General features: G+C 63.3%; 20 protein-coding genes. All 20 read right to left on the bottom strand.

What is annotated here, in order from left to right:
* The 20 genes from F7R02_RS09295 to F7R02_RS09390 all read right to left on the bottom strand — a co-directional run bounded on the left by F7R02_RS09295 (position 1) and on the right by F7R02_RS09390 (position 21645).
* Entirely contained in the window at positions 1-1257 is a 1257-nt protein-coding gene (locus tag F7R02_RS09295; protein WP_078590621.1) for a glycosyltransferase, read from the bottom strand.
* Entirely contained in the window at positions 1247-1846 is a 600-nt protein-coding gene (locus F7R02_RS09300; RefSeq protein WP_078590623.1) for a hypothetical protein, read from the bottom strand. Before F7R02_RS09300 ends, F7R02_RS09295 begins: the two co-directional genes overlap by 11 nt.
* Complete coding sequence (locus tag F7R02_RS09305; RefSeq protein ID WP_011051678.1) at positions 1836-2990, bottom strand: glycosyltransferase family 2 protein; 1155 nt, start codon at positions 2988-2990, stop codon at positions 1836-1838. Before F7R02_RS09305 ends, F7R02_RS09300 begins: the two co-directional genes overlap by 11 nt.
* Entirely contained in the window at positions 2981-3940 is a 960-nt protein-coding gene (locus tag F7R02_RS09310) for an NAD-dependent epimerase/dehydratase family protein (protein ID WP_078590625.1), read from the bottom strand. The genes F7R02_RS09305 and F7R02_RS09310 overlap by 10 nt, the downstream gene beginning before the upstream one ends.
* On the bottom strand, positions 3937-4785 hold the full coding sequence (locus F7R02_RS09315) for an MBL fold metallo-hydrolase (RefSeq protein WP_078560297.1): 849 nt from the start codon (positions 4783-4785) through the stop codon (positions 3937-3939). The genes F7R02_RS09310 and F7R02_RS09315 overlap by 4 nt, the downstream gene beginning before the upstream one ends.
* Complete coding sequence (locus F7R02_RS09320) at positions 4785-5783, bottom strand: 3-oxoacyl-[acyl-carrier-protein] synthase III C-terminal domain-containing protein (RefSeq protein WP_078590627.1); 999 nt, start codon at positions 5781-5783, stop codon at positions 4785-4787. The genes F7R02_RS09315 and F7R02_RS09320 overlap by 1 nt, the downstream gene beginning before the upstream one ends.
* Before the next feature lie 200 nt (positions 5784-5983).
* Positions 5984-7012, bottom strand: a complete 1029-nt coding sequence (locus tag F7R02_RS09325; RefSeq protein WP_078590629.1) for a TraB/GumN family protein — start codon at positions 7010-7012, stop codon at positions 5984-5986.
* Positions 7013-7103: 91 nt separating this feature from the next.
* The gene (locus F7R02_RS09330; RefSeq protein ID WP_016848785.1) at positions 7104-7565 is read right to left on the bottom strand and encodes a cupin domain-containing protein; all 462 of its coding nucleotides are present in this window, start codon (positions 7563-7565) and stop codon (positions 7104-7106) included.
* A 34-nt stretch (positions 7566-7599) separates the two neighbouring features.
* Positions 7600-8394 carry a WecB/TagA/CpsF family glycosyltransferase gene (locus F7R02_RS09335; protein WP_167521002.1) on the bottom strand — a complete coding sequence of 265 codons (795 nt, stop codon included), beginning with the start codon at positions 8392-8394 and terminating at the stop codon, positions 7600-7602.
* Between the two features lie 4 nt (positions 8395-8398).
* Positions 8399-9193 (bottom strand): polysaccharide pyruvyl transferase family protein, encoded by a 795-nt coding sequence (locus F7R02_RS09340; RefSeq protein ID WP_078590631.1) that lies wholly within the window; start codon positions 9191-9193, stop codon positions 8399-8401.
* Positions 9194-9230: 37 nt separating this feature from the next.
* Positions 9231-10427 carry a GumK N-terminal domain-containing glycosyltransferase gene (locus F7R02_RS09345; protein ID WP_078590633.1) on the bottom strand — a complete coding sequence of 399 codons (1197 nt, stop codon included), beginning with the start codon at positions 10425-10427 and terminating at the stop codon, positions 9231-9233.
* A gap of 63 nt (positions 10428-10490) precedes the next feature.
* Positions 10491-11981 (bottom strand): lipopolysaccharide biosynthesis protein, encoded by a 1491-nt coding sequence (locus tag F7R02_RS09350; protein ID WP_005930212.1) that lies wholly within the window; start codon positions 11979-11981, stop codon positions 10491-10493.
* Between the two features lie 17 nt (positions 11982-11998).
* A complete protein-coding gene (locus F7R02_RS09355; protein WP_033485258.1) occupies positions 11999-13048 on the bottom strand; it encodes a glycosyltransferase in 1050 nt (349 codons plus the stop codon).
* Positions 13045-14187, bottom strand: coding sequence for a glycosyltransferase family 4 protein (locus F7R02_RS09360; RefSeq protein ID WP_033485259.1), 1143 nt, complete (start codon positions 14185-14187; stop codon positions 13045-13047). The genes F7R02_RS09355 and F7R02_RS09360 overlap by 4 nt, the downstream gene beginning before the upstream one ends.
* 67 nt (positions 14188-14254) lie before the next feature.
* Positions 14255-15313: an acyltransferase family protein gene (locus F7R02_RS09365; RefSeq protein WP_078590635.1), complete on the bottom strand. Its 1059-nt coding sequence runs from the start codon at positions 15311-15313 to the stop codon at positions 14255-14257.
* A 43-nt stretch (positions 15314-15356) separates the two neighbouring features.
* On the bottom strand, positions 15357-16448 hold the full coding sequence (locus tag F7R02_RS09370; RefSeq protein WP_078590637.1) for an acyltransferase family protein: 1092 nt from the start codon (positions 16446-16448) through the stop codon (positions 15357-15359).
* Positions 16445-17734, bottom strand: coding sequence for a hypothetical protein (locus F7R02_RS09375; RefSeq protein ID WP_016848778.1), 1290 nt, complete (start codon positions 17732-17734; stop codon positions 16445-16447). Before F7R02_RS09375 ends, F7R02_RS09370 begins: the two co-directional genes overlap by 4 nt.
* A gap of 94 nt (positions 17735-17828) precedes the next feature.
* Entirely contained in the window at positions 17829-19283 is a 1455-nt protein-coding gene (locus F7R02_RS09380; protein WP_005920304.1) for an undecaprenyl-phosphate glucose phosphotransferase, read from the bottom strand.
* Positions 19284-19525: 242 nt separating this feature from the next.
* Positions 19526-20965, bottom strand: a complete 1440-nt coding sequence (locus tag F7R02_RS09385; RefSeq protein WP_139371051.1) for a GumC family protein — start codon at positions 20963-20965, stop codon at positions 19526-19528.
* Positions 20947-21645, bottom strand: coding sequence for a polysaccharide biosynthesis/export family protein (locus tag F7R02_RS09390; RefSeq protein WP_003484841.1), 699 nt, complete (start codon positions 21643-21645; stop codon positions 20947-20949). The genes F7R02_RS09385 and F7R02_RS09390 overlap by 19 nt, the downstream gene beginning before the upstream one ends.
* Positions 21646-21687 lie beyond the last annotated feature (42 nt).

Genomic DNA, 21687 nt, shown 5'->3' on the forward strand with positions numbered 1-21687 from the left:
TTACACCGGCGGCGCCACGCCAGTACGCGCAAAACCTTCCACCAGGTGCACGATGCGCGCCTGCGATTGGATCAGTTGCAGCTCCGCCTGCAGGTGACGCACGCCGTGTGGTACCTCGTCAGCAACGAGCGCCTCACGCAGCGACGCCGGCAACCCATCCAGATCGCGCACCCACCAGCCAGCACCTGCCACCTGCAGGCGCGCGGCGTGGTCGAACTGGTCGTAATCCAGCGGGTAGACGATCGCCGGCAATCCCGCGGCAAGGCAGGCGTAGAGAATGCCGGCACCGCCGTGGTGGATCACCAATGCGTAGCGGTGCAGGTGCTGCGCGTAATCCACGTACGGCAGCCGCTGATAGTTGCCCTGCCCCGGCTGCAGCGGAGCGCCGGTGTCGCCGTCGCTGAAATGGAAGACCACCTCCGGGAACTGCGGCGCCAGCGCACGCAACACGCCATCCATGCGCTGCTTGACCCATTGCAGATGCGTGCCCAGCGTCACCAGCACATGCCGGCGACCGTCGATGAAGGTGGGCGCCGTCACCGACGACGGCGGCGTGCACAACTGCGGCCCGACAAAGCGCACTGCCGTCGGCCAACGCTGCGCCAGCTCGAACGACGGGACTCCCAGAGCCAGGGTGCACTGCGGCGAATACACCGCCTCGCTGCGATCGCTGCGATAGATCGCCGGCAACCCGCAAGCGCGCATCTGGCGCCGATAGCAACGGTGCAGGGTCCGTTTGAAACCACGCGTGAGCCCGCGCACCGCTGCATGCCAGACACGCTGCAAGGGCGTGGTCGCAGGCAGCAACCCACCAAAGTAGGCGGGCGGCCCATCCGTGGTTTCGATCACGCACGGCGACGGCATGCTGGTCCACCAGGCAATGCCCATCGTCTGTGCGGCCAGTCCTGCGCTGGGCAGGGTGAAGTCGACGATCACCAGATCCGGCCGCCGCTCGCGCCAGCGCTGCTGTAGCGCTTCGCCAAGCTGCGCCATGAGCCCGAGTGCGCTGTGCAGCTGCCGACGCAGGCGCACGGGATTGTGGCCCACTGCATGCGGCGGGTTGGCGATGGAAAGCAGCACACGATCGGCATGCGCATCCAGCACGCTGGCAGCGGTGAGCCCACATGCCTCGATGCGCGCCTGCGCGGCAGGCGTGCTGATGACGCATACCGCGTGCTGCGCAGTGAGTTGTTGCGCGATCGCCAGGATGGGATGCAGATGGCCGCTGTATGGCGGTGCGATCAGATCAATGCGCATGCGCTACGCCCTGTCGCGTCCGTTCGATCTGCGCGACAAAGCGCTGGCACTCGGCAAGCACCTCGGCGTTATGTAGGTACGCCATGTGTCCGCAGGCAGGCCTTGCATCGACCCGCCCATCGAACAGTGCGCGAGAGATCCAGTCGCTGCGGCCCTGTACCACGCGCAGCTGGCCGAACACGGCGGGCGCATCACACACCGGGCCGTAAGCAAAAACCGCCAGACGCGCGCGCAGCGCATCCGGCAACTGCAATGCGGTCAGTAGCTGCAGCCCGCAGCTGCCGGCAAGAAGCAGCGTCATCGGCCTCTGATCCAGCAGTGCATGCACACGCTTGCGGTCGGCCTCGGCAAGGCGGGCATGTCGGGCCGCAAGATACTGCCGCGCATTCGACAGGCTGGCACGCCACACCGGCATGCGCCGGTGCGGCGCGCTATTGCGGCGGTACGGATAATTGCAATCCACCAACTGCCGGCCTGTGCCCTGCAGCTGTCGCAGAAATGCGCCCTGTTCCGTACTCAAGGCGCAGCTTGCCGGATCGCTTTGCCCGGTGAGAAAGGCGATCTGCAGCGGGCTCGACTCACTCCGCACGAAAGCACCCGTCGGGTAACACACGGTAACGACGCGTGCGCCAGCGGATCGTGCGCACCAGCGCTGCGTGCAGCAGATGCAGCGGCTGCAGACATTCGGCGCATAGCGACAGCAGCAGGCGATGGCGAACGGCGCCGGTGACGCGCCATTGCACACCGCACAGCAGCAGCGCGCGTGCCAGCAAAACGATCAGCACGCAGAGTGCAGCCGGCCAGGTGTGCTGCACGCAAGCGCAGACCAGCATGGCCAGCAGCAGCACCGGCGGCAGCCCCTGCAACACGCCGATGGCACTGCGTACACGCAGGCGTTGACGGCCTAGCAGGATCGATGCGAACAGCATCCAGCGATGCATCTGGCGTACATATCCACGCAGGTCGGGCATGTCGGTACGCATCGCCACCGGCGCAGTGGATTGCCAGAGCCGCCCGCCGCGGTCGCGCACCAGGGTGGCGAAGGCCAGATCGTCGGTCAGTTGCTCCAGCAATGCAGTAAAGCCACCCCAGCGGCGCAGTTGTTCGGTACGCGCGGCATAGCACATGCCGTTGATGGTCAGCGGCGCTGCGAATGGCAGCCAGCCCAAGTACGTGAGCGCGGCATTGTTGTTGACGAACTGCGCCAACAAGCGCCCGGCCAGCGTGGCGCTGTCGCGGTAATACGGCAGTGCGGTGACCACATCGGCATGCGCGAGGTCCAGCAACAGTTGCGACAGCGCACGGTCGCCAAGGTGCGCATCGTCGTCGAGAATCAGGCTGACAGGCGCATCGATGTGCGGCAGCGCGTAATCGAGTTTCCAGGCCTTGGGGTTGATGCCAGGTGGCGCCGGGGGCACCAGCATGCGCGCGATACGCAGCTGCGGATATTGCGCAACGACTGCATCGGCAGCGGCGTTTCCCGGGCCATCGTCGGTATCCAGCAACCAGATGAACTGCGCCTGCGGCAATGCCTGCACGTTGGCGGCAAGCACCTCTTGCAAATGCGCATCGCCACCAAGAATAGGCTGCAGGATCGCCACGTCGGCCGGTGTCGCAACGGCACTGCGCGCTGGCCTCAGCCGTTCGCCGCGCACGACCCACAGCGCGGCCGCCGTCTTGACCAGCAGCACGGCCAGATACGCCGCTGCCAGGATTGGGACGATCAACTCCACTGCGCTGCCTGCCAGCGCACGAAGGCGTCCACACCCTCGTCCAGGCCAACACTGGGCGGGCCAAGATCGGCAAGCGTGCGGCGCGGATCGAAGGTCTTGGAATACGCGAACACGCCAACGCCGAAGCGCGTGATTGGCGGCTCGCCCCGCAGCCGCAACCCGCGATACACCGCCTCCACCGCGCCGGCCATGCGCAATGCGGTGCCGATGCGTACCTCGCGCCGTGGCAACGGCAGCTGCAGGCGCGCCAGCACCTCCAACAACACGTGCTGCAGGTCCACCGGTTGTGCGTTGGTGAGATTGTAAGCAGCCTGCAACTGCGGCGCGGTGGCCGCGCGGTACAGGTAATCGCACAGCGTATCGATATAGATCAGGTCGCCGATCACCGGCTGGGTCTGGCCGACGAAACGTGGCAACGCGCCCTTGCGCGCCGCGGCGATCACGCGCGGAAACAGCACCGTGTCGCCGGGCCCGAACACCGCACGCGGGCGCAAGACGCACTTCTGCCCCGGGTAGTCATCGAGCAGGGTTTCGCCAAGATATTTGGTTTCTGCGTAAGTATTGACGAACGCCGGGCCGATCGGGCTGTCTTCGTCCAGGTCGTATTGATGCGCTTCGCGATAGAACACCGAACTGGAGGAGACATACAGCAGGCGCGGGCAGCCGTTGCGTTTGCAGAAGTCGATGACATTGGCGGTGGCCTGGACGTTGTGCAGCTGAAACTGCGCACGCGTGCCCCACGGCGAGGCCAACGCAGCTGCATGAATCACCACATCCGGTTGCCAGTCCAGCGAAAACGCCCGGCTCAGATCGATGCGATGGTAGTTGGGCAGATCGCTGGCGCGACGACCGATGCCGCGAATCTCGACAGCCGGCTGCCCCTGAAAGCGCCGCAGGAACGCACCACCGACAAAACCGGACGCGCCGGTCACGAGAATGCGCAGGCTCATCGCCACTCCGGTTGATAACGGTCAAGACTCGGCTGGCAATGCGAGGGCAGGATCGCCAGCTCCGGATGGGCGTGCGACAAGGCGTGCAAGCGATGCACGGTGCGCTGGAATGCGTGCCAGTCGTGCATCAGCAGGCGCGTGGGCCAGGCCGGCCATTGCAGCGTGGCCCAGGTGGCCGAGGACCACACCGCGTCCGCACACAGCAACACCTCGCGGTCGTGCTGGTCGCGAACGCGTAGTCCCATCTGGCCGGGCACGTGTCCGGGTAGCGATACCGCGAGCACGCTGCCGTCCTCGAACAGATCGTAAGCCGGGCCTAACCCCTGCCAGGCTCCAGTCAACGCGCGCTGCGGAGCCTGGTCGGCAAACTGCAGCCGCTGGTCGAAGTCGTCGGGCAGCAACTGCGGCAGCAAGGCGCGGCGCAACCCGCCCACGCGCGAGCAGCTGCGCAGCTGCTGGTGGTCCGCACGCAGGCACATGAAGCGCGCATTCGGCAGATCGCGCAGACCGCCGACATGGTCGGCGTGGAAATGCGAAATCAGACACCAGGCGATGTCATCCGGCGCTACGCCGCGTTTGCTCAGCTGGGCGCCCAGGGTTTCGTGAGCGGGCAGGCGCACTGGCGTGGTCAAGCGGTACAGGCGCTCCGGCCAGGGATCGGTGGCACGAAAAAAATGCGCCGCGTAGCCGGTGTCGTACAACAGCGCGCCACGCTGCGGATGCCGGATCAGCACGCTCAATGCGGGGAATTCCACCGCGTGCCAGTGACCATCGGCGCGCACCATGCGTTCGCAATGGCGACAGTGGCCTACGCGCAGCAGCTCGAGCGAGACGCGTACCGGCATCAGTAGCGCAACACCATGCCGCCGATGGCAAGCCCTGCCCCGGTGCCAAGCAGCGCGACCAGATCGCCGCGCTGCAGGCCCAGGTCGACGCGTGCCTGATGCAACGCATGCGGCAACGACGCGGCAACCTGATTACCGGTGGTTTGCAGGATGCGCACCACCTGATCGGGGCGCAGTCCCAAGGTCTGCACCACATGATCCAGGCCGCCACCGGAGGCCTGGTGCGGTACCAGGCAGCGCAACGCTGCGGCGGCGATGCCGGCCTCGTGCAGCAGCTGTTCCCAGAACGCTGGCAGATGCCGCGCGGCGAAACGGTAGGCGCCGCGTCCGTCCATGCAGAACACGCGCGAAGCATCGGGCGCGCTGTCTTCGCCGTGCGGATAACGCGTGCCGCCGCCGCGAATGCGGCACAGCTCCGCGCCATTGCCATAACTGGACAGCCGGCTGGAGAGCAGCGCCGAGCCCTGCCCTGCATCGCTGCGGCCAACGACCACCGCGGCTGCGCCATCGCCGAACAAGCCGGCCGTGGCCGTCGTCGCTGCGTCCAGCCCGGCCGATGCGACTTCGCTGGAGACGATCAGCACGCACTCGTACCGGCCTAGCGCCAGTGCGTTGGCCGCCATATCCAGGGCAACCAGGAAACTCAGGCAGGTGGCATTGACGTCGAATGCGGGGATGCCCGAATCGCCGAGGCCGAGCGCGCGTTGGATCAGCACCGCCTGGCAGGGAATCGGCTGCTCCATGACGCTGCAGGCGGAGATCAGGCAATCGATCCGACTGGCATCGAGCCCGGCGCTGGCCACGGCCTGTTGCGCAGCGGCTGCCCCCATCGACGATGCGGTTTCGCCCTCGCCCACGTAATGGCGCGTCTGCACACCCAGACGCGCGAACGTTGTTCCGGCCGGCAACTGCCAGCGCTCGTCCAACTGGTGCGATGTCACTTCCGTCGCCGGAACATGGCGCCCGGTGCCCAGGATGCGCAGCGGCAATGCGTTCAACGCGCAGCTCTCAAAACGTGAAGGCGCGCAGCATACCGTGGCCGCATCGGCAGGCCCACCGCCATGCATGCCGATACACATCTAAGCGCAAGCACCGCGACGCACGCCGCGCAATAGCCGCCTGCCGCATCCACTGGATCGATGCCAGCTCCGGTGCTCGCGCGCAGCATGACGCGCCAGGCGCACGCGGCGGCATCGGCTCAAGGCGCTTCCACGGCATAGCCCAACGCCTGCAGGCGTGCCAGATAGCCGTCGGGCGCGGTCAGCCGGCTGATCGGCAGCACCGCGAACGTGCTGCGATTGCGTTGCAACGCGGCGGTGGCGATGCCCAGCCAATGCTCGCGCATGCGCCGCTCCAGGTCGCCGATGCCGCGTTTTTTTGCGGCACCAGAGCTGGCCATTGCGCCCATGCAGGCGGCCTGTGGGTCTTCGCGTGGCAGCTGACGCAAGGCCTCGATATCGCCCACCGACCAGGCATTGGCGCGCTCCACCATCGTCGGCAGGTCGCGTTCCACCGTGACCAGAATGCTGCGGAAACACGCGGTATCGCCCATTTCGCCCGCACGGAATTCCTTGAGCGCCTGACGTGGATCCTTGATTTTGTAGTCCAGCGCGGTCGGGGTCGGCTTGATCCCCGCGCGCTTGGCCGCGCGTTCCACCACGGGCCAAACCACCGGCGCACGGGCCAGGCCGGAGCGCTTGATTGCCGCCTGATACAACTCGCCGGCGGCCAGCATCGGACGCTTGCGCTCCACGCCGCGGTCGCTGCCGAGATAGCGCGCCTTGGACACGCTCCAGCGCGCATACAGGTCGGCCGGCAAGATGTCGCGCAGCTCGCGTCCGTCTTCATTCTTCATCGCCTTCATGGCCGACGGCAGCAAGGTCAGCTTGCCGAAAAATCCCATGTCCGCATCCACCTGCACGGTTGGCGCTTCCAGCACCTGCTGGGACTGGCCGATGATGGTCTCCACTTCGGTGGACTGCCACTGCAGTCGCTTTGGCAATGGCGACAGGGTGCCCAGGATCCACAACACATGATCGCCCTTGCTGACCTTCCACAAGCCGGGCCCGGGCTGCACGCCGCGCACGACCATGGCCTCCAGATCCACCACTGCCGGTGCCGGTGCCGGTGCCGGCGCCGCCACCTTGGGCGGCGCGGCTTCACTGGCGGTCGCCAGCAGCGACACCAGCGTCAGACCCATTCCCCATCCTGCGACCTTGCGTTGCATGGTGTGTCGCCCCCTGTTTGAGGCGGACAGTACGCCAAGCCGGCAGCAGCCGCGTTAGGGAAGCGTTCGGAACCGCAAGCGCCGTCGATGATTAGCGTGGCAGCAGCGTCGCCAGGTGTGCGGCCAAGGGCGAGGCCTTGTCGAGCAGCGCAAATCCTTCCCAGACAAATCCCGGCGATACCGTGCAGCCCACCAGGGTGAAATCGCCGAGCGAGCGTGCCGCTTGCCAGCAGCCTGCCGGCACCACATGCATCGGCTCGCCGCGTTCGGCGGCATCCACGATCACATGCTGCACTTGCTCGGTGCAGGTGTCATAGATCAGCAGTTCCAACGCATCGCCCAGCTGCCAATGCCAGGTTTCTTCCGCATCCACGCGGTGCCATGCACTGCATTCGCCTGCACTCAGCAAGAAACGGATGGCGGTCATTGCCGGACGGGTATGGCCGTTGTCGGTCACCTGACGTGCAGAAGCGTAGACGCGGCGATAGTGCCCGCCTTCCGGATGCGGGGCGAGGTCCAGCGAGCGGATCAGGGCGGCGGCGGTCGGATGCATGCGTGCATGCTAGGCCAGACGCATCCCCCCTGCATCAGGGCAGCTGCTTTCCTGCGCGCAGGCAGGTGCGGAAGAACACCAGCAGATCCCAGCTATAGCGCTTGAGCAAACGGCGTGGCTCGTTGAGCAGCCGATACATCCATTCCATATGCAGGCGTCGCACCCACTCGGGCGCACGCTTGGCGGTACCGGACAAGAAATCGAGCAACGCGCCCACCCCGAACACCAGCGGCACGCTCAGCGCATGGCTGTGGTCCAGGATCCAGCGCTCCTGCAGCGGATTGCCGAACGCCACCAGCAGCACATCGGCACCGGAGCGATTGATGCGCTCGGCCAGGCCCTCGCCCGCCGCCGCAAATTCGCCATAACCATCGCACATGCCGACCACCTGCTGCCCCAAGGTCCCGGTCAGCGTGGCCGCAGCGGTCTTGCCCACGCCCGGACGGCCGCCCAGCAGAAAGAACTTCAGCGGTTGCGCACTCTCGCTGCACAGATACGGAATCAGGTCGGTGCCATTGAGGTTGCCGGCAAAGCGGCGGCCGTGGATCAGCCGCGCAGCCAGATCCAGGCCGATCCCGTCGTTGACGATACGCACGCTGGGCTCACGCATGCGCACCCGCAGCGCCTGGCACTGCACGATGAAATTGGTATTGGCAAAGAACACCCGCCGCGGCTGGCGGGCGGCCAGTGCATGAAATAGATCCAGCGCGAGGGCTTCCTGCGTAGTGGACAACACCGGAAAGCCGCCCAACGGAATCACCACACCCGGTGGCGTGGCCCCGCTGGCAATCCCCGTTGTTTCCACATCCACGCGCTGGCCCTGCATCATCGAATCACCAAAGGTCGTAGGGGAAGGCAGCCAACAGTCCAGCCTGCAGCCTTTCCAGATCGAAATCGCCGTTGCCGCCCAGCTGCAGACACTCTTCCACGCTGTTGCCGGAATGCCACTGCATACGCCCGGTGCCGTTGTAGTAGTCGTCGTACTTGAAGCGATCTTCGCCGTTGCCCCAGTCCAGGTACACCGCCGGGATTCCATAGGCTTCGGCAAGGATCAGGCCGTGCAGCGAGCTACTGATCACCAACTCAGCGCCAAGCAACGCGCTCATGAAGGTTGCGGGCTTGACGCTGGGAAATACCAGGTGGTCCTTGTACGCGCTGTACTTTTCGACCGGCTCGTTGAAGTGCGGAACGATGGCGAACGGGCGCTTGTTGATCGCGCCGAGCGCATCGGCCGGGAAGAACATCGGCGTCAGCAGCCCGGGATCGCCATACACTTCCGGCACTGCGATGCCGCGATCGAGCAGAAACTTGCGCGTCTTCGGCCCACGCACCGCACGGACATCGAGCGTACTGAAGGTGTTGCGCTCGGCAGGAATCTTGCCGTTGATACCACTACCCCAGACGGTGTCGCCGTCTTTGGCGAAGTGCAGTACCGAGCCGATCGCGATCAGCTTCTTGCTCAGATCCCGCTTCTCGATCAGCGTTTTGTCCTGCAACGACAGCACGCAGGAGACGATCACCTTGGACAGGTGATCTCCCATATTCACGCCAGCGTTCTTGGGCTGCCACCAGAACAGCGCACGACGTTCTGCATGTTCTATCCATTTCTGCAGCAAGGCGTTGGCCATAACGTATGAGTCTCCTAAAGAAAAAATGTGCGCCGCATCAGTGCGAGAGCGCAGCCTCCGACGAGGTATGCACCGCTGCGCTTTGCTGTGGATACAACCGAGTTTCCGGATACGCACTGGGATCCAGCACGCGATCGGTGGTGTCGGACCAATTCAGGCACTGGCGATAACGCACGCGTGGCGCTTCCAGGGCGCGGCCGATTGCCCCAACGACAGAATCGGCGTTCCCCGGAGTGTAGCCGAAACGCGACTGATACGGCCCCACCACGGCATTCGGACACACCGCAGGCAAGCCGAAAAAGTCGTATTGCAACAACTTCATCGAACTGTCCGCCAGGTAGACCGGCACCTGCTCGGACGCATACGGCGCAATCCCGAACCGCGCGTGCTTGATGTAGCCAATGGTCTCGGCGTGCTTCATCTCGCCGTAGACCACCACGTTATCGCCGTATCCCGGATGCCGCCCCATGCCCGAGCCGATCACATGAAACGTCACCTGCGGGAAAGCCTTGCTGGCAACCACGAAGAATTCCGGATCGAACAGCATCGAACCGACGGCCACTGCGTGGATGCCCTCGCCGTACGGCGACGGGTCGCCGAGTTGATCCAGGTTGTGATCTACACCATGGCCAACGTGATAGACATTGTCACGGCTGGCGATTTCTTCTGCCATTGCCGGCGATACCAGTGCAATCACATCGAGCTTGGGTGCCACGCGGTCGAACTCGCGTTCGATATACGACGCAACATTGATCGTGCTCAGTCCGTCTGACGCGCGGTACACCAGCTTGGCTGCGGGATTGACGCGCTTGGCCAGTTCGATGAAAGCGACCGCAATGCCGCTTTCGAACACGATCACATCTGCCTCGCGCATCCAGTCGAGTAACTGGCGCGGCGGATGCGCGGCATACCAGCGGAACATCGCATCCTCGACCGACCGCAGCCACGGACGGCGCGTATTGAACGGATGCACGGTCGTGCGCCACAGGTAGCAGTCGACGCCCCTGTGCGAGACGACCGTGTTTGCGGTCTCGTCGAGCGGCAGACGCATATCCCCCTTGATGCGCGACAACCGGCTGTAACGCAGCGAGAAGAACCGCGTGGTCCCGCGCAATGCCAGTTGATCGGTGATGAAGTGGATATTAGCGCGCCGGGGCGTGCGGTAATCGTGGGCGGACAAGACCAGGTAGCAAGGCCGGCGGATGCCGGAAGCGGCGGCGGGTGTGTCGCTCATGGGCCGTGTCCTATGAATGAGTGAGAGAAAGCATGACCGACTGCAGGCGAAGACGATGTCGACTCATCGACGTGCCTTGGCCTGCGTCAGCAGCTTGCGAATGTTGACGATGGCAATCACATCGCGGCGGAATGCAGGCCAGATCGCCAAGGCAAGCAGGCAAACGGCAAGCATCGTCACAGCGCCGACAGCCAGTTGCTCCCACAGCGGGCCGCCAACCGTGATGGAGGCATAGTACGCACAGCCACCCGCTACCCCGTAGGCGACCATGGCGCGCAGCGCATTGGTGAAGAGAGCTCCGACCGGCGCGTCTGAAATCTTGCCGATCCATAGCAGCGACAGCGGCCAGGTCAACAATAGACCGAACGAATAGCCGATCGCCACCCCCATCGCGCCCCAGCGCGAGCCGACGAAAATGCAGGCAATCAGCAGCACGCGGCTGACCAGCGAATACACCAGCTGCGCGCGCATCAGTCCCCGCGCAAGGAATACCCAATACGTCGCATAGGCCGCCGTCTGGAAGATACCGCCCAGTGTCAGCACCTGGAACAGCGGCACCGCCTCACGCCACTGCTCGCCCAGTACCAGCACGATCAGCGGCATCGCCAGTGCGCAGGCGAACGCGAACAGCGCGAAGATCAGGTGCACCATCACGGTCTGCCCGCGCAGCAGGAACGCGCTGAAGCGCTCGCGGTCGTCCTGCAGCTGCGACAACACCGGCAGCGCCACGCTGGTGGCAGGCGCATTGATCTGGTTCAACGGCATCATCAGCAACTGGAATGCGCGGTTGTACAAGCCCAGCGCATCCGGTCCTGTCCGCCAACCGATGATCACCTGGCCCACGTTGCGACTGGCATATCCGAGCAACTGCGCAGCCATCAGGTTCCAGCCGAAACTCATGAAATCGCGCATCGGCGCCGAACGCTGGTAGCCACCCGGCAACCAACGCGCGCAACTCGCGGCGATGATGAAATTGACACCGGCCTGCACCACCTGCTGTACCACCAGCGCCCAGTAGCCCCAGCCCAGCAGCGCAGCAGCAACCGCTGCGCCAAGACCGAGCACCTGCGAGCCGACATCGCTTAGCGCCACCTGCCCGAAGCGCAGCCCGCGGCTCAGATGCGCGCGGTACTGCGTGGTCATGCCATTGATCAGGAAGGTGACCGCCAGCGCCTGGGAAATCGTCACCAGGGCCGGCTCTTTGTAGAAGTTCGCAATCAGATGCGCCGAGGCGAACACCGCCAGCGACAGCGCCAGACCAATGCCGCTATTGATCCAGAACAAGTTATCGCGCTGCTCGCGACTCACTTGCTTGGCTTGCACCGCTGCGGCCGACAGGCCGAAATCGCGCAGGATCTCGGCGGCGCCGACGATGGCAGTGACCATTGCCATCAGACCGTAGTCGTAGGGCGTCAACAAGCGCGCCAACAGAATGATGCCGCCGAACTGCACCACCATCTTGGCCGACTGGCCAAGCATGGTCACCGCTGCGCCGCCGGCAGCGCGCGAGCCCAGACTGCGCTGTGGCGGTGGGGGCGGTGTGGAAGATGTCATCGTAGGTGTCTCTGCGGTCACAGCGCGGCATCTCCATCCTTGCCCAACGCTTCCAGATAGGTGCGGTAATGCAACTGCCCGATCCGCGGCCAGTCGCGCTGCGAGAGATCCGGCGCCGGGCCGCGTGGCGCAGCACGCACCTTGTCCAGCATGCCCGTCAGGAGCGCGGCATCGAACTCGCCTTCATACAGGAACACCCAACCGGGGCCGACTTCCTCGGCGATGGCCGCGTTGGATTCGCTCCACGGCGCCAGCACCGGACGCGCCAGCGACAACGCCAGCAGCAACGTGCCGGAGTTATGCATCTGCCGATACGGCAACACCACCAGTTCGGCCGCGCTGACTTCGCGCGCCAGCACCGGCTCATCCACATAGGCCAGCAAAGCGCTGATCCGCGGATCCTGCGCGCAGGCGTCCTCCACCAAGGTGCGCATCTGCGGCGTGGCCGGGTTGCCGACGATACGCAGGCTGAGACGCGCATCGTCCACCCCGCGCATGACCTCCAGCAAGGTTTCGACACCTTTGTACGGGCGAATCAGGCCAAAGTGCAGCAGCCGCCCAGGCACCGTGCTGCCCTGCTCCATGGTCGCGAACCAGTCGCGATAATGGCCGTGCAGAATCGTATCGGTGAACGGCGGACGTGACGGCGTGGTCGCATTGATGCGAATCCAGCGCCGCGTCAGCCGGTCGATCCAGCGCAGCAGGCTACGTTCGCGCCAGCCGCGGTCCTCATGCGGCGCAAGATTGTGCAGGGTGCGCACCACCGGCGTGCCGGTCAGCTGCAGCTTGAGCAACAACAACGCAGCGCAGACCTGCTTGGCCAAGGTGCCGGCAGTGCTCGGATGGCGTAGCAGGTATTCGGGCCAATGCAGATGCAACACGTCGTAACGCGACAGCAATGCATCGCGCATCGAGAAGAAACGCGGATGCACTGGGGCAGGCAGCGCGTCGTAGAGCTGGGTCAGGTACGGGTTGGTGTTGGCATTGGGCTTTTCGGTGGAAAACAGCACCGTCACCTGCGGCTGTGTTGCCGCATGCGTCATTGACGCAGAAGCTGGCGCGCTCATCGCACAGCCTCCTGCACGCGCGGAATGCCCAACGCGTCGTGGTATTCGTCGACGTAGCGCCCGACCACGTGCTTCCAGTCATAGCGGCTCACATAGGCCATGGACGCCGAGCGACGGGTGTCGAAATCGCTGTCGGACTGCAAGGCAAGCGCCTGCACCTGATCTGCTGCCGATTCGATCCTGTCGCGGTTGACGATCACGCCCTGGCCCGATTCGCTGGCAAGCCGCACGAATGGCGGAATATCGCTGAGGATCGGGATCAGGCCCGCGCTCATCGCCTCCACCGCCGCGATACCAAAGCCTTCATGCCGCGACAGGCACACAAAGAACTGCGCCTGCTGCATCAATGCGCGCAACTGCTCCTGCGAGGGCGACATGCTCAGCTGCACCTTGTCCTGCAGCCCGCGCTCGGCGATCGCTTTGCGCAGATCCGCTTCGTTCAGATCGTATTCGCGGCCGGCAATGATCAACCGCCATTGCGGGTCGCGCTTGAGCGCCGCCTGCAACAACTCCAGGGTTTCGATCAGCCCCTTGTTGACCGACCAGCGCCCGAAATACAGCATGGTCCGGCCGGGCGCGGTCGCCCCCTGCCCTGCATATTTTTCTACGTCCACACCGTTTTCGATCACCCGCAGCCGCGCCGGTGCCACCACCTTGGCGAACAGATCGCCATCGTTTTCGCTGGTGGCGATCACGCGTGCATAGGCCAGTGCCGAGGTGCGCGTGAGCGTCTGGAACCACAGCTGCTTCATGCGCGATGCGTAGGCGGTATGGAAAAACCCGCCGTGCGTGGACACCACCATCGGCTTGCCGTGCAGCGGCCTGGTCAATGCCAGATAGTCGTAAAAAAAGTCGATGCCATGCAGATGCACGACATCGGCCGAACGAATCGCACCAAGCACCGAGGGCGCCAGCGGGTAGCGCGACGAGCCGCGATAGCCAATCCGCCGGATCGACAGCCCTTGATGCGTGTCCTGCGCCGCAAGTTGCGCACCCGGGTCGGTGAACACACGATCGAGCGTCACGACCTCGATCGTATCGGCACTAGTGGCTTGATGTTGGCGGGCAACATTGAGAACGACCTCTTCCATGCCCCCGATCGAAGGATGGAATTGGCGGACGACATGCACCACTTTCATTACGCCACTCTCCTTTGCCAGCGGCGCGCACTCAGTTGCTGCGACGGCTGATGATTCTGAAAACTCGTCATTTGCGTTTCAACCCCAACATCCACGGCGCGATCGGCACCAGCACCGCGCGCATCGGCACGCTTGCAGCAATCGCGAACGCGCTCAGCCCCAACGCCCAGGCAGGTGTGCCGATTGCGCTGCGTGCGATCAGGCCCGTACGCGCCACCACGCTGGTGGTCACCAAGAAAACCAGGGTATGCGTGCACAGAATCAGCAAGGTGTTGGTACCGATCCATTGCACCCAGCGCAGACGCCGAATGAAATAGGCGACGCAAAACGTCATCGCCGTTCCGAGCAGACTGACCAGCAGGAAGATGGCAGCCGACTGCCCGAACTGCAGGTTGTTCACGTCCACCTGCCCGTTCCACCCGGCCAGCCACCACCACAGTGCGGCTAGCGGCAACAAGGCAAGCGCCCACACCTGCGCGCGCAGCGATCGTAACGCATCGGCGAACCGCGATAGCCAACCGCCAAAGGCAATGAAGAACAGCGCGACCGGCAGCACATCCAGCGCGAGCGGCAAACGCTGCTGCAGCGAAGGAAACCACCCCGCCCATGCCAGCGCTAGTGGCAGACTGATCGTCGCCACCGCGGCCGCACTCAATCGCGCACGCAACGCAATGTAAGCCAGCGTCGTGACAAATAGCGCGGGCAAAAACCACAGCGCGGGAAGCACATACAGGCGTGACCCATTGGCCCACAGCAGTCCCGTGAGCGGGTGCCACCACGGGCGCGTCTGCGGATGCCCCGCATGCCCATCGATCGCAGCAGTCAACAGCCACAGCGCATAGGCGACCATGAAAAAAGCGAGATACGGCACCAGCAACGTGCGCGCCAGCTTTGCGACGGATGCCGCCGTCAATGCCCGATGTCCAAAACGCTCGCCAACCCAGCCCGACAACACGAAAAACAGCGGCACATGGAAGCTGTAAGCGAACATCTTGTACGCTGGCGGCATGCCGCTGGCATGGCCCAGCACCACCAGCGCGATGGCCAGCGCTTTGGCGGCGTCGATCTGCCAATCGCGCGTCAGCGCAGGCGCCGTATTGGCGTCCGTGAGGTGATGCGCACTCATGTCGTGTAGTGAAGAGAATCCGCTTGTCATGCCAAAACGCCGCTCATGCCGCCACCGGGCGCGCACCCAGCGCCCACGGGGCGAAGCGCATCAGGATCCAACGCAGCGGCACGCTGGCGGCCAATGCGAACAGCGTGACGAAGACCGCCCAACCAAGCCCTGGACGCGCGCCGCCGAATCCACCAGCCAAGGCCGCAACACCGGACAGCACGAAGAACACCAACATATGCGTACAGAGAATCAGCAAGGTGTTGCGGCCGATCCACTGCAGCCACGCCCAGCTCTGTACCAGCCGCGCCGCGCAGATCACCATCAACGAACCAAGCAACGCGCTAACCAGGAACAGCGCGTGATCGTGTCCGAATTCGAGCATGTTGACGTCGATTCGCCCATTGGCGACGGCCAGCCAGGCCACCGCCAATGCCAACACGACCGTCGCCAGGGCGCTGCCGGCCAAGGATGTCGGCAGGCGTGGCGAAAGGTAGATCAGCAAGGCGCCCAATGCGTAAAAGCACAGCGACACCGGTAGCACGTCCAACCCGAAAAAAATCCGCACGTACTGGGCCGGGAACCAGTTCATCCAGAACCATGCCACGATCAATGCCAGCCCTGCGATCAGGATCGGCGACATCAGGCGGCGCAAGACCATGTAACTCACCACAGTCGCCAACATGACCGGCAGAAACCACAGCGGAGGTTGCACGTACAGGTCCGGGCCGATACCGGTGAACATCGCCACGATGGGCTCCCACCACGGGTGACCTCCCCAGCGCGCAGCCTTTTCGCCGATATTGCGGGTCAGCAACCAGTAGGCATAGCCCAACAGATAAAAGGTGACGTAGGGCAGCAGCAGGCTACGTGCCTGCTTGCTGATCGTCTGCGTCAAGCCGGTATTGCGCGACGCATAACCGGCAGCCAGCCAACCGGATACCAAGAAAAACAGCGGCACGTGGAAACTGTAGGCGAACAAGGTCATGCCATGTGGGACGCCCTTTGCATGACAGAACACCACCAGCAAGATCGCAATGGCCTTGGTGGCATCGATGCGCGGGTCGCGGACGCGACCGCTGGTTGCAACCCATGCGTTGGCGGCCGGCAAAGCCGACGGCGATGCCGGCATTGCCGACACGCTCATCGTGCCGCTCCCGCAGGCAATGGCAACTGCGCGCCATCTGCCGTTGGATCGTCCTTGATCAAGACAGCCTGCGTGCCGGACGCAGACCAGGTCGGCAGCATGTGCCACATGCAACCACAGACGAACCACCACAACGCCGAGGTCTTGATCGAAAAGTAGCCGTTGGAGACAAGCAGGCTCAATGCGAACGCAAAGATCGCCAGGTTCTTGAACAGCTGCCCTTCCTTGCTCGGCATCAGCAGCAGGAACGAATAGGCCAGCAGGAAGGCCAGCACGCCCACGATCGATTGCGATGCGATGAAGTACGAAATGCCGCTGTCGAAGTAACGATACGCCTGTGCAAAATCCAGCCCCATCCACGATTCGAACGACAGGTTATTCATCGAATAAACGGTGAAGAACACGCGCCCCATCGTGGTGTCCTGGTACGCGGTGATGCCCGTGACCCAGACAAGCAGCCATGCGCTCATGATCACCAGCAGAAACACCAGGAAGGCCAGCCGCTGGTCCAGCCGTTTCAATAGCGGCGTCAGCAGCACCATCAAGACACAGGTGCCCGCCGCCAATCGCCCGTCTGAGGCGACGATCATGAAGCCGATCAACCCCACCGACAGGATCAGCGCCGCCGGTCGCATCCAACGCCAGAACACCAGCACGATCGCGGTGAAAAAGCAGATGTAATTGCCCATCGTCACCGGCTCGATGAACATCGAGGAGGCACGCGGCAGATTGGAGCCCGGCAGGAAGTTACGCTCGCCCGGTCGGGTGGCGCTGACGAACAGATTACTGTCTTCGTTCCAAAAGCCTTCGGCGCTCATGCCGCGCGCGTTGACAAAGAAGCTCTTTGGATTGATCAGATCGCCGTATTTGACTGGCATCGCCAGCTCGAACGCGGCAACCAATGAGACGATGATGGTCATGCGGATGAACAACTTGGGCACCGAGCCGGTGTAGGCAGAGCCAAGCACGACGAAGGCGAACACCACCAGGGCGTCGCGGAAGAACTTGGGGTCGATCTGCCAGTTCACCAAAAACCGCACGAACATCAGCGTGACGATTAACCCGAGTCCACTGACGATCAGGGCAATGCGCTTGCGGCTCAACGAACCCATGCCAAGCAGGAAGCACGCCGCGTAGACCATGAACTCGACCGCGTAGGTGATCACCGGCCGCACGGTGAACACGTTCGCGTTGATGAACGCCAGCACCAAGTTGTAACCCACGCCGACCAGCAACGTCAGCTCGATCAGCAGGTTATGCCAGCGCACGCGAGTTTCCTCGCTCATTCGAATCAGCATGCAGATGCCCGCTTGAAAGGAGCGGCTGCAATGCAGCCGCCCGCGGCGCCGGACGCGCCAGCTCGCACGCTCCCCACCATCATCAGTACGCGGTCTTCTGTCCGAGCACGCGTACAGCGGTCAGCACGATGATGCGGATATCCAGCCACAACGACCAACGGCGGATGTAATCGAGGTCGTACTGGATACGCTTCTTCATCGTCCGCAGTTCCGGGGTCTCGCCACGGAAACCATTCACCTGCGCCCAACCGGTGATACCCGGCTTAACGTAGTGACGCTGCATGTAATGGTTGATCAGCTTTTCGTAGTGCGTGTTGTGCTGAGCAGCATGCGGACGCGGCCCGACGATCGACATGCTGCCGCCCAGCACGTTGAAGATCTGCGGCAATTCGTCCAGGCTGCTGCGGCGCAAGAACGCACCGAAACGCGTGATACGTGCGTCGTTCTTGGTCGCCTGCTGAATCGTCGTGCCATGGTCGTCGTGCACACGCATCGAGCGGAACTTGAACATGTAGAACTCACGGCCACCCAGCCCATGACGGCGCTGGCGGAAGAACACCGGACCCGGCGAGCTCAACTTGACGCCCACTGCAATGGCGGCCATCAGCGGCCACAGGCCAAGCAGCGCGATGACGGCCAGGATCTTATCCTGCAGCGCCTTGGCCACCACGAAGTAATTGTCGCGGTCCACACCACCCTGACGCAGATTGATCACCGGCACATTGCCGATCTGTTCGCCAGACTGATTCAGCAGACCGAAATCGAACAGGTCAGGTACCAGCTTGACGTTGATCGGGTAACGGTCCAGGCGCTGCAACAGCTGCTTGATGTGGTCGCGTTCGCCCAGCGGCAGCGAGATCCAGACCTGTTCGACCTGGTTTTCCTTCAGATAGTCGATCAGCGCGTCCGGCTCGCCCAGGCACGGCAGCGACTGACGCTGTTCGGTCACGGCAATGTCGTATGGGGTACGGAAATAACCGACCAGGTTCATGCCGACCCACGAGTTACGGCTCAGGTAGTGGTTGATTTTCATCACCGGGTGGCGCAGCCCCACCACCACCACACGTTGCACGTCCACGCCTTGGGTACGCAGATGGTTCAGAAAGCCACGCAGCACCGTGCGTGCCGCCACCAGCGAGGCCAGGCCACCGACGAACCACAGGCCGATCCAACCGCGCGACACCTGCTCGCCCACCTGCACGATCAGCGCATGCACGGCAAACAGCGCGAACACGCCGCCGAACGCACCGCCCAGCACCATCAGTTCGCTCAACAAGCCACGGCCGCGCCAGCTGCGGTACAGCGGGAACAGCGCAAAGCAGATCACCGAATACAGCAGCGTGGTGGCGATCGCCAGCCGATACGGCGCCGCCGGCACCCAGGAACCAAACACGATGCGGTAAGCGACCAGACCGGACACCACCACCATGGTCAGGTCGAACACGCGCAGAACCAGATCGGCCGCAGCCGAATATTTGGACAACAATCGCGGCGAGGAAGTTGTGTAGGTCGCGCTACTCAAGTCTGCCAAAAGCATGGGGATGTCCTCCAAACTCGATACGACGCATGCGGGGGAACATACGAATCGCACGCGAGCTTTCAATCATCTCCGCCAAGCGATCACCGCGGTAAACCTACCGACCCCAGATCACTCGACAGCCCTTTGTTTCAACAGAGACAAACTTTCAAACGAAGGAGCCCGAAACATACGGGATCCCACCTTTTCCACGCTGAATCAGTTGTCACTTTAATTAACCAACGTTTTGCAACATCACGATGTCAGTTCAGCCGCGTTTCCTGGCCATTGACGCGCAAGAAGTACCGCACGAGCGCCACAGCCAAACCTAGGAATACGCCAAAGATCAGGCCCAAGGCGAGGTTCAATTTCAGTTTCGGCGAAGTCTTCGACGTAGGCACATCTGCGGTATCGACGATGGTCACATTGTTGGCGCCGACATTGCCTGCCACGCCGATTTCCTTGTAGCGCTGAAGAAGCGCATCGTAGAGCTGGCGGTTGGTGTCGACGTCGCGCTTGAGCATGTTGTAACGAATGCTGCGGCTCTGCAGATCCAGCTCGTTGTTCCGCAAACCGGCGATGCGCTCGTTGAGCAACTGCTCTTGATGCACCGACGCATCGTAGGTCGCCTTCAGCGACTGGCGCACATTGACGACCTCGGCGTTGATCTGCCGACGCGACTCTTCGATTTGCGCCTTCAGACGCTGCATTTCCGGGTAGTCCGGCTTGAAGGTCGATAGCTTCTGTTGGTATTCGGCGGTGAGACGCACCTGCTCGCTACGCAGGCTCTGGATCAACGGACTGCTGAGCACCTGCGGCAACGACATGCCATCGCCACTGGCTGCCTGGCGCCAGGCGGCCTCGGCCTTGATGCGGGCATCCTGCGCAGAAGCGAGCAAGGCGTTGAGATCGGTCAGGTTCTGCGCCGGCAACGAAGGTTTGTCGTCGCCCACCGACACAATCTGCTCGTCGGTCGAGTATGCAACCAGCGACTTTTCCGAGTCTTCGACCTTGCTGCGCAACTGCTCCAGTCGCTCGGCAAGGAACTTGGTCGCGAACGAGGACGCCTTCATGCGGCGTTCCTGCGTACTGATGATGAACATCTTTGAGTACGTGTTGGCGATCTTGGCCGACAGCACCGGGGCCGGGGAATCGTAATTGACGTAGACCAGGCGCGAATTGAGGATAGGCTCGACCACCAGACCGGCCAGCAACGTGTCGGTGAGGCTGCGCTCGACGATCGCCTGACGCGAATCGACCGATTTTCCCGCTTCGGGATTCTTCGCCGCGGCCTTCTCCAGCGCCTCGTCCACCTGGTCCTTGAACGCCGGCTCCTTGTCGAGCTTGGCTTCGCGGATCACGGCACGTGCCAACGAACGGCTCTGCAGCAACTGATACTGGGTCTGGTAGAAGTCGCGATCCTGGGGCGACTCTACCGGCATCAGGTTGTCGACATTCACCACGTTCAGCGAATCGCGTTCGATCTGCAGCGTGCTGGTCGCGCGGTACTTCTCCGGCATGAGCAACGTGATGGCCAGCGCCAGCAGCAACGCCGTCAGTGCGATCGCGATAATCAACCAACGCTGCGATACCAGGGCGCGCCAGTAATCGAGCAACCCCACATCGGCAAGTTCGAGATGCCCATGACGCTGCGACGAAGAGGAAGGATTGTCGGAATTCATGCTCATCGGTAAGCGCGCCACACCATCACAAGAGGAGTCAGTTCCAGCATGGTGCGCAACCACACGCGCGCATCCGAGCGGTACACCACGACGATGTCGCCGCCATAAATCTCAGGATCCGGATTGGTGCCCTTCTCGATTTCGGTCAGGTCGAACCGCGCGAGCATCTTTTGCCCGTTGACCATGCGAAACACGATGACATTGCCGCGGCTGGCGACCGTACTCACACCCTTGGCCTGCGCAATGGCTTGCTGCAAGGTCAGATTGGCGCCGATCACCGGATAAATGCCCGGCTCGTCGACCGCCCCGGTCACGGTGACGCGACGGCCGTTGGATTCCTGCACGAACACCGACACCTGCGGATTTTGCAGATAACCGTTGCGATACCGGTCGGCCACCATCTTTTCCAACTCACCGACGCCCATGCCGGCCGCATTCACATCGCCAATGAGCGGCAACGAAATATGGCCGTTCTGATCGATACGGACCTGCCGCTCCAGATCGTCGATCTGGAAGACCTTGACCAGCAACAGGTCGCCTGGCGAAAGCCGATACTCGGGCTGCACTGCCGACATTGCGAGCGGGTCAGGCAGCGGCAACGAGGTCGCCATGTCCTTACCGGTGCTGCAAGCGCCCAGTGTCATCGAGCAGATCAACGCCAGGCTGAGCGCTTGGCAAAATCGTCCGATCAGTTTCTTCATGCGTGTGGCTGGCTGCCTCGGTTGGGTGGGACAGGAGCTCGC

Origin of the sequence: Xanthomonas cissicola, assembly GCF_008801575.1 — a bacterium.
Classification (GTDB): Bacteria; Pseudomonadota; Gammaproteobacteria; order Xanthomonadales; family Xanthomonadaceae; genus Xanthomonas; species Xanthomonas cissicola.

Excerpts from the sequence above, each read along its gene's own strand:
- F7R02_RS09295 (WP_078590621.1), bottom strand. The coding sequence starts at position 1,257 with ATGCGCATTGATCTGATCGCACCGCCATACAGCGGCCATCTGCATCCC.
- F7R02_RS09310 (WP_078590625.1), bottom strand. The coding sequence starts at position 3,940 with ATGAGCCTGCGCATTCTCGTGACCGGCGCGTCCGGTTTTGTCGGTGGT.
- F7R02_RS09315 (WP_078560297.1), bottom strand. The coding sequence starts at position 4,785 with ATGCCGGTACGCGTCTCGCTCGAGCTGCTGCGCGTAGGCCACTGTCGC.
- F7R02_RS09325 (WP_078590629.1), bottom strand. The coding sequence starts at position 7,012 with ATGCAACGCAAGGTCGCAGGATGGGGAATGGGTCTGACGCTGGTGTCG.
- F7R02_RS09330 (WP_016848785.1), bottom strand. The coding sequence starts at position 7,565 with ATGCATCCGACCGCCGCCGCCCTGATCCGCTCGCTGGACCTCGCCCCG.
- F7R02_RS09335 (WP_167521002.1), bottom strand. The coding sequence starts at position 8,394 with ATGATGCAGGGCCAGCGCGTGGATGTGGAAACAACGGGGATTGCCAGC.
- F7R02_RS09340 (WP_078590631.1), bottom strand. The coding sequence starts at position 9,193 with ATGGCCAACGCCTTGCTGCAGAAATGGATAGAACATGCAGAACGTCGT.
- F7R02_RS09345 (WP_078590633.1), bottom strand. The coding sequence starts at position 10,427 with ATGAGCGACACACCCGCCGCCGCTTCCGGCATCCGCCGGCCTTGCTAC.
- F7R02_RS09350 (WP_005930212.1), bottom strand. The coding sequence starts at position 11,981 with ATGACATCTTCCACACCGCCCCCACCGCCACAGCGCAGTCTGGGCTCG.
- F7R02_RS09355 (WP_033485258.1), bottom strand. The coding sequence starts at position 13,048 with ATGAGCGCGCCAGCTTCTGCGTCAATGACGCATGCGGCAACACAGCCG.
- F7R02_RS09360 (WP_033485259.1), bottom strand. The coding sequence starts at position 14,187 with ATGAAAGTGGTGCATGTCGTCCGCCAATTCCATCCTTCGATCGGGGGC.
- F7R02_RS09365 (WP_078590635.1), bottom strand. The coding sequence starts at position 15,313 with ATGAGTGCGCATCACCTCACGGACGCCAATACGGCGCCTGCGCTGACG.
- F7R02_RS09370 (WP_078590637.1), bottom strand. The coding sequence starts at position 16,448 with ATGAGCGTGTCGGCAATGCCGGCATCGCCGTCGGCTTTGCCGGCCGCC.
- F7R02_RS09375 (WP_016848778.1), bottom strand. The coding sequence starts at position 17,734 with ATGAGCGAGGAAACTCGCGTGCGCTGGCATAACCTGCTGATCGAGCTG.
- F7R02_RS09380 (WP_005920304.1), bottom strand. The coding sequence starts at position 19,283 with ATGCTTTTGGCAGACTTGAGTAGCGCGACCTACACAACTTCCTCGCCG.
- F7R02_RS09390 (WP_003484841.1), bottom strand. The coding sequence starts at position 21,645 with ATGAAGAAACTGATCGGACGATTTTGCCAAGCGCTCAGCCTGGCGTTG.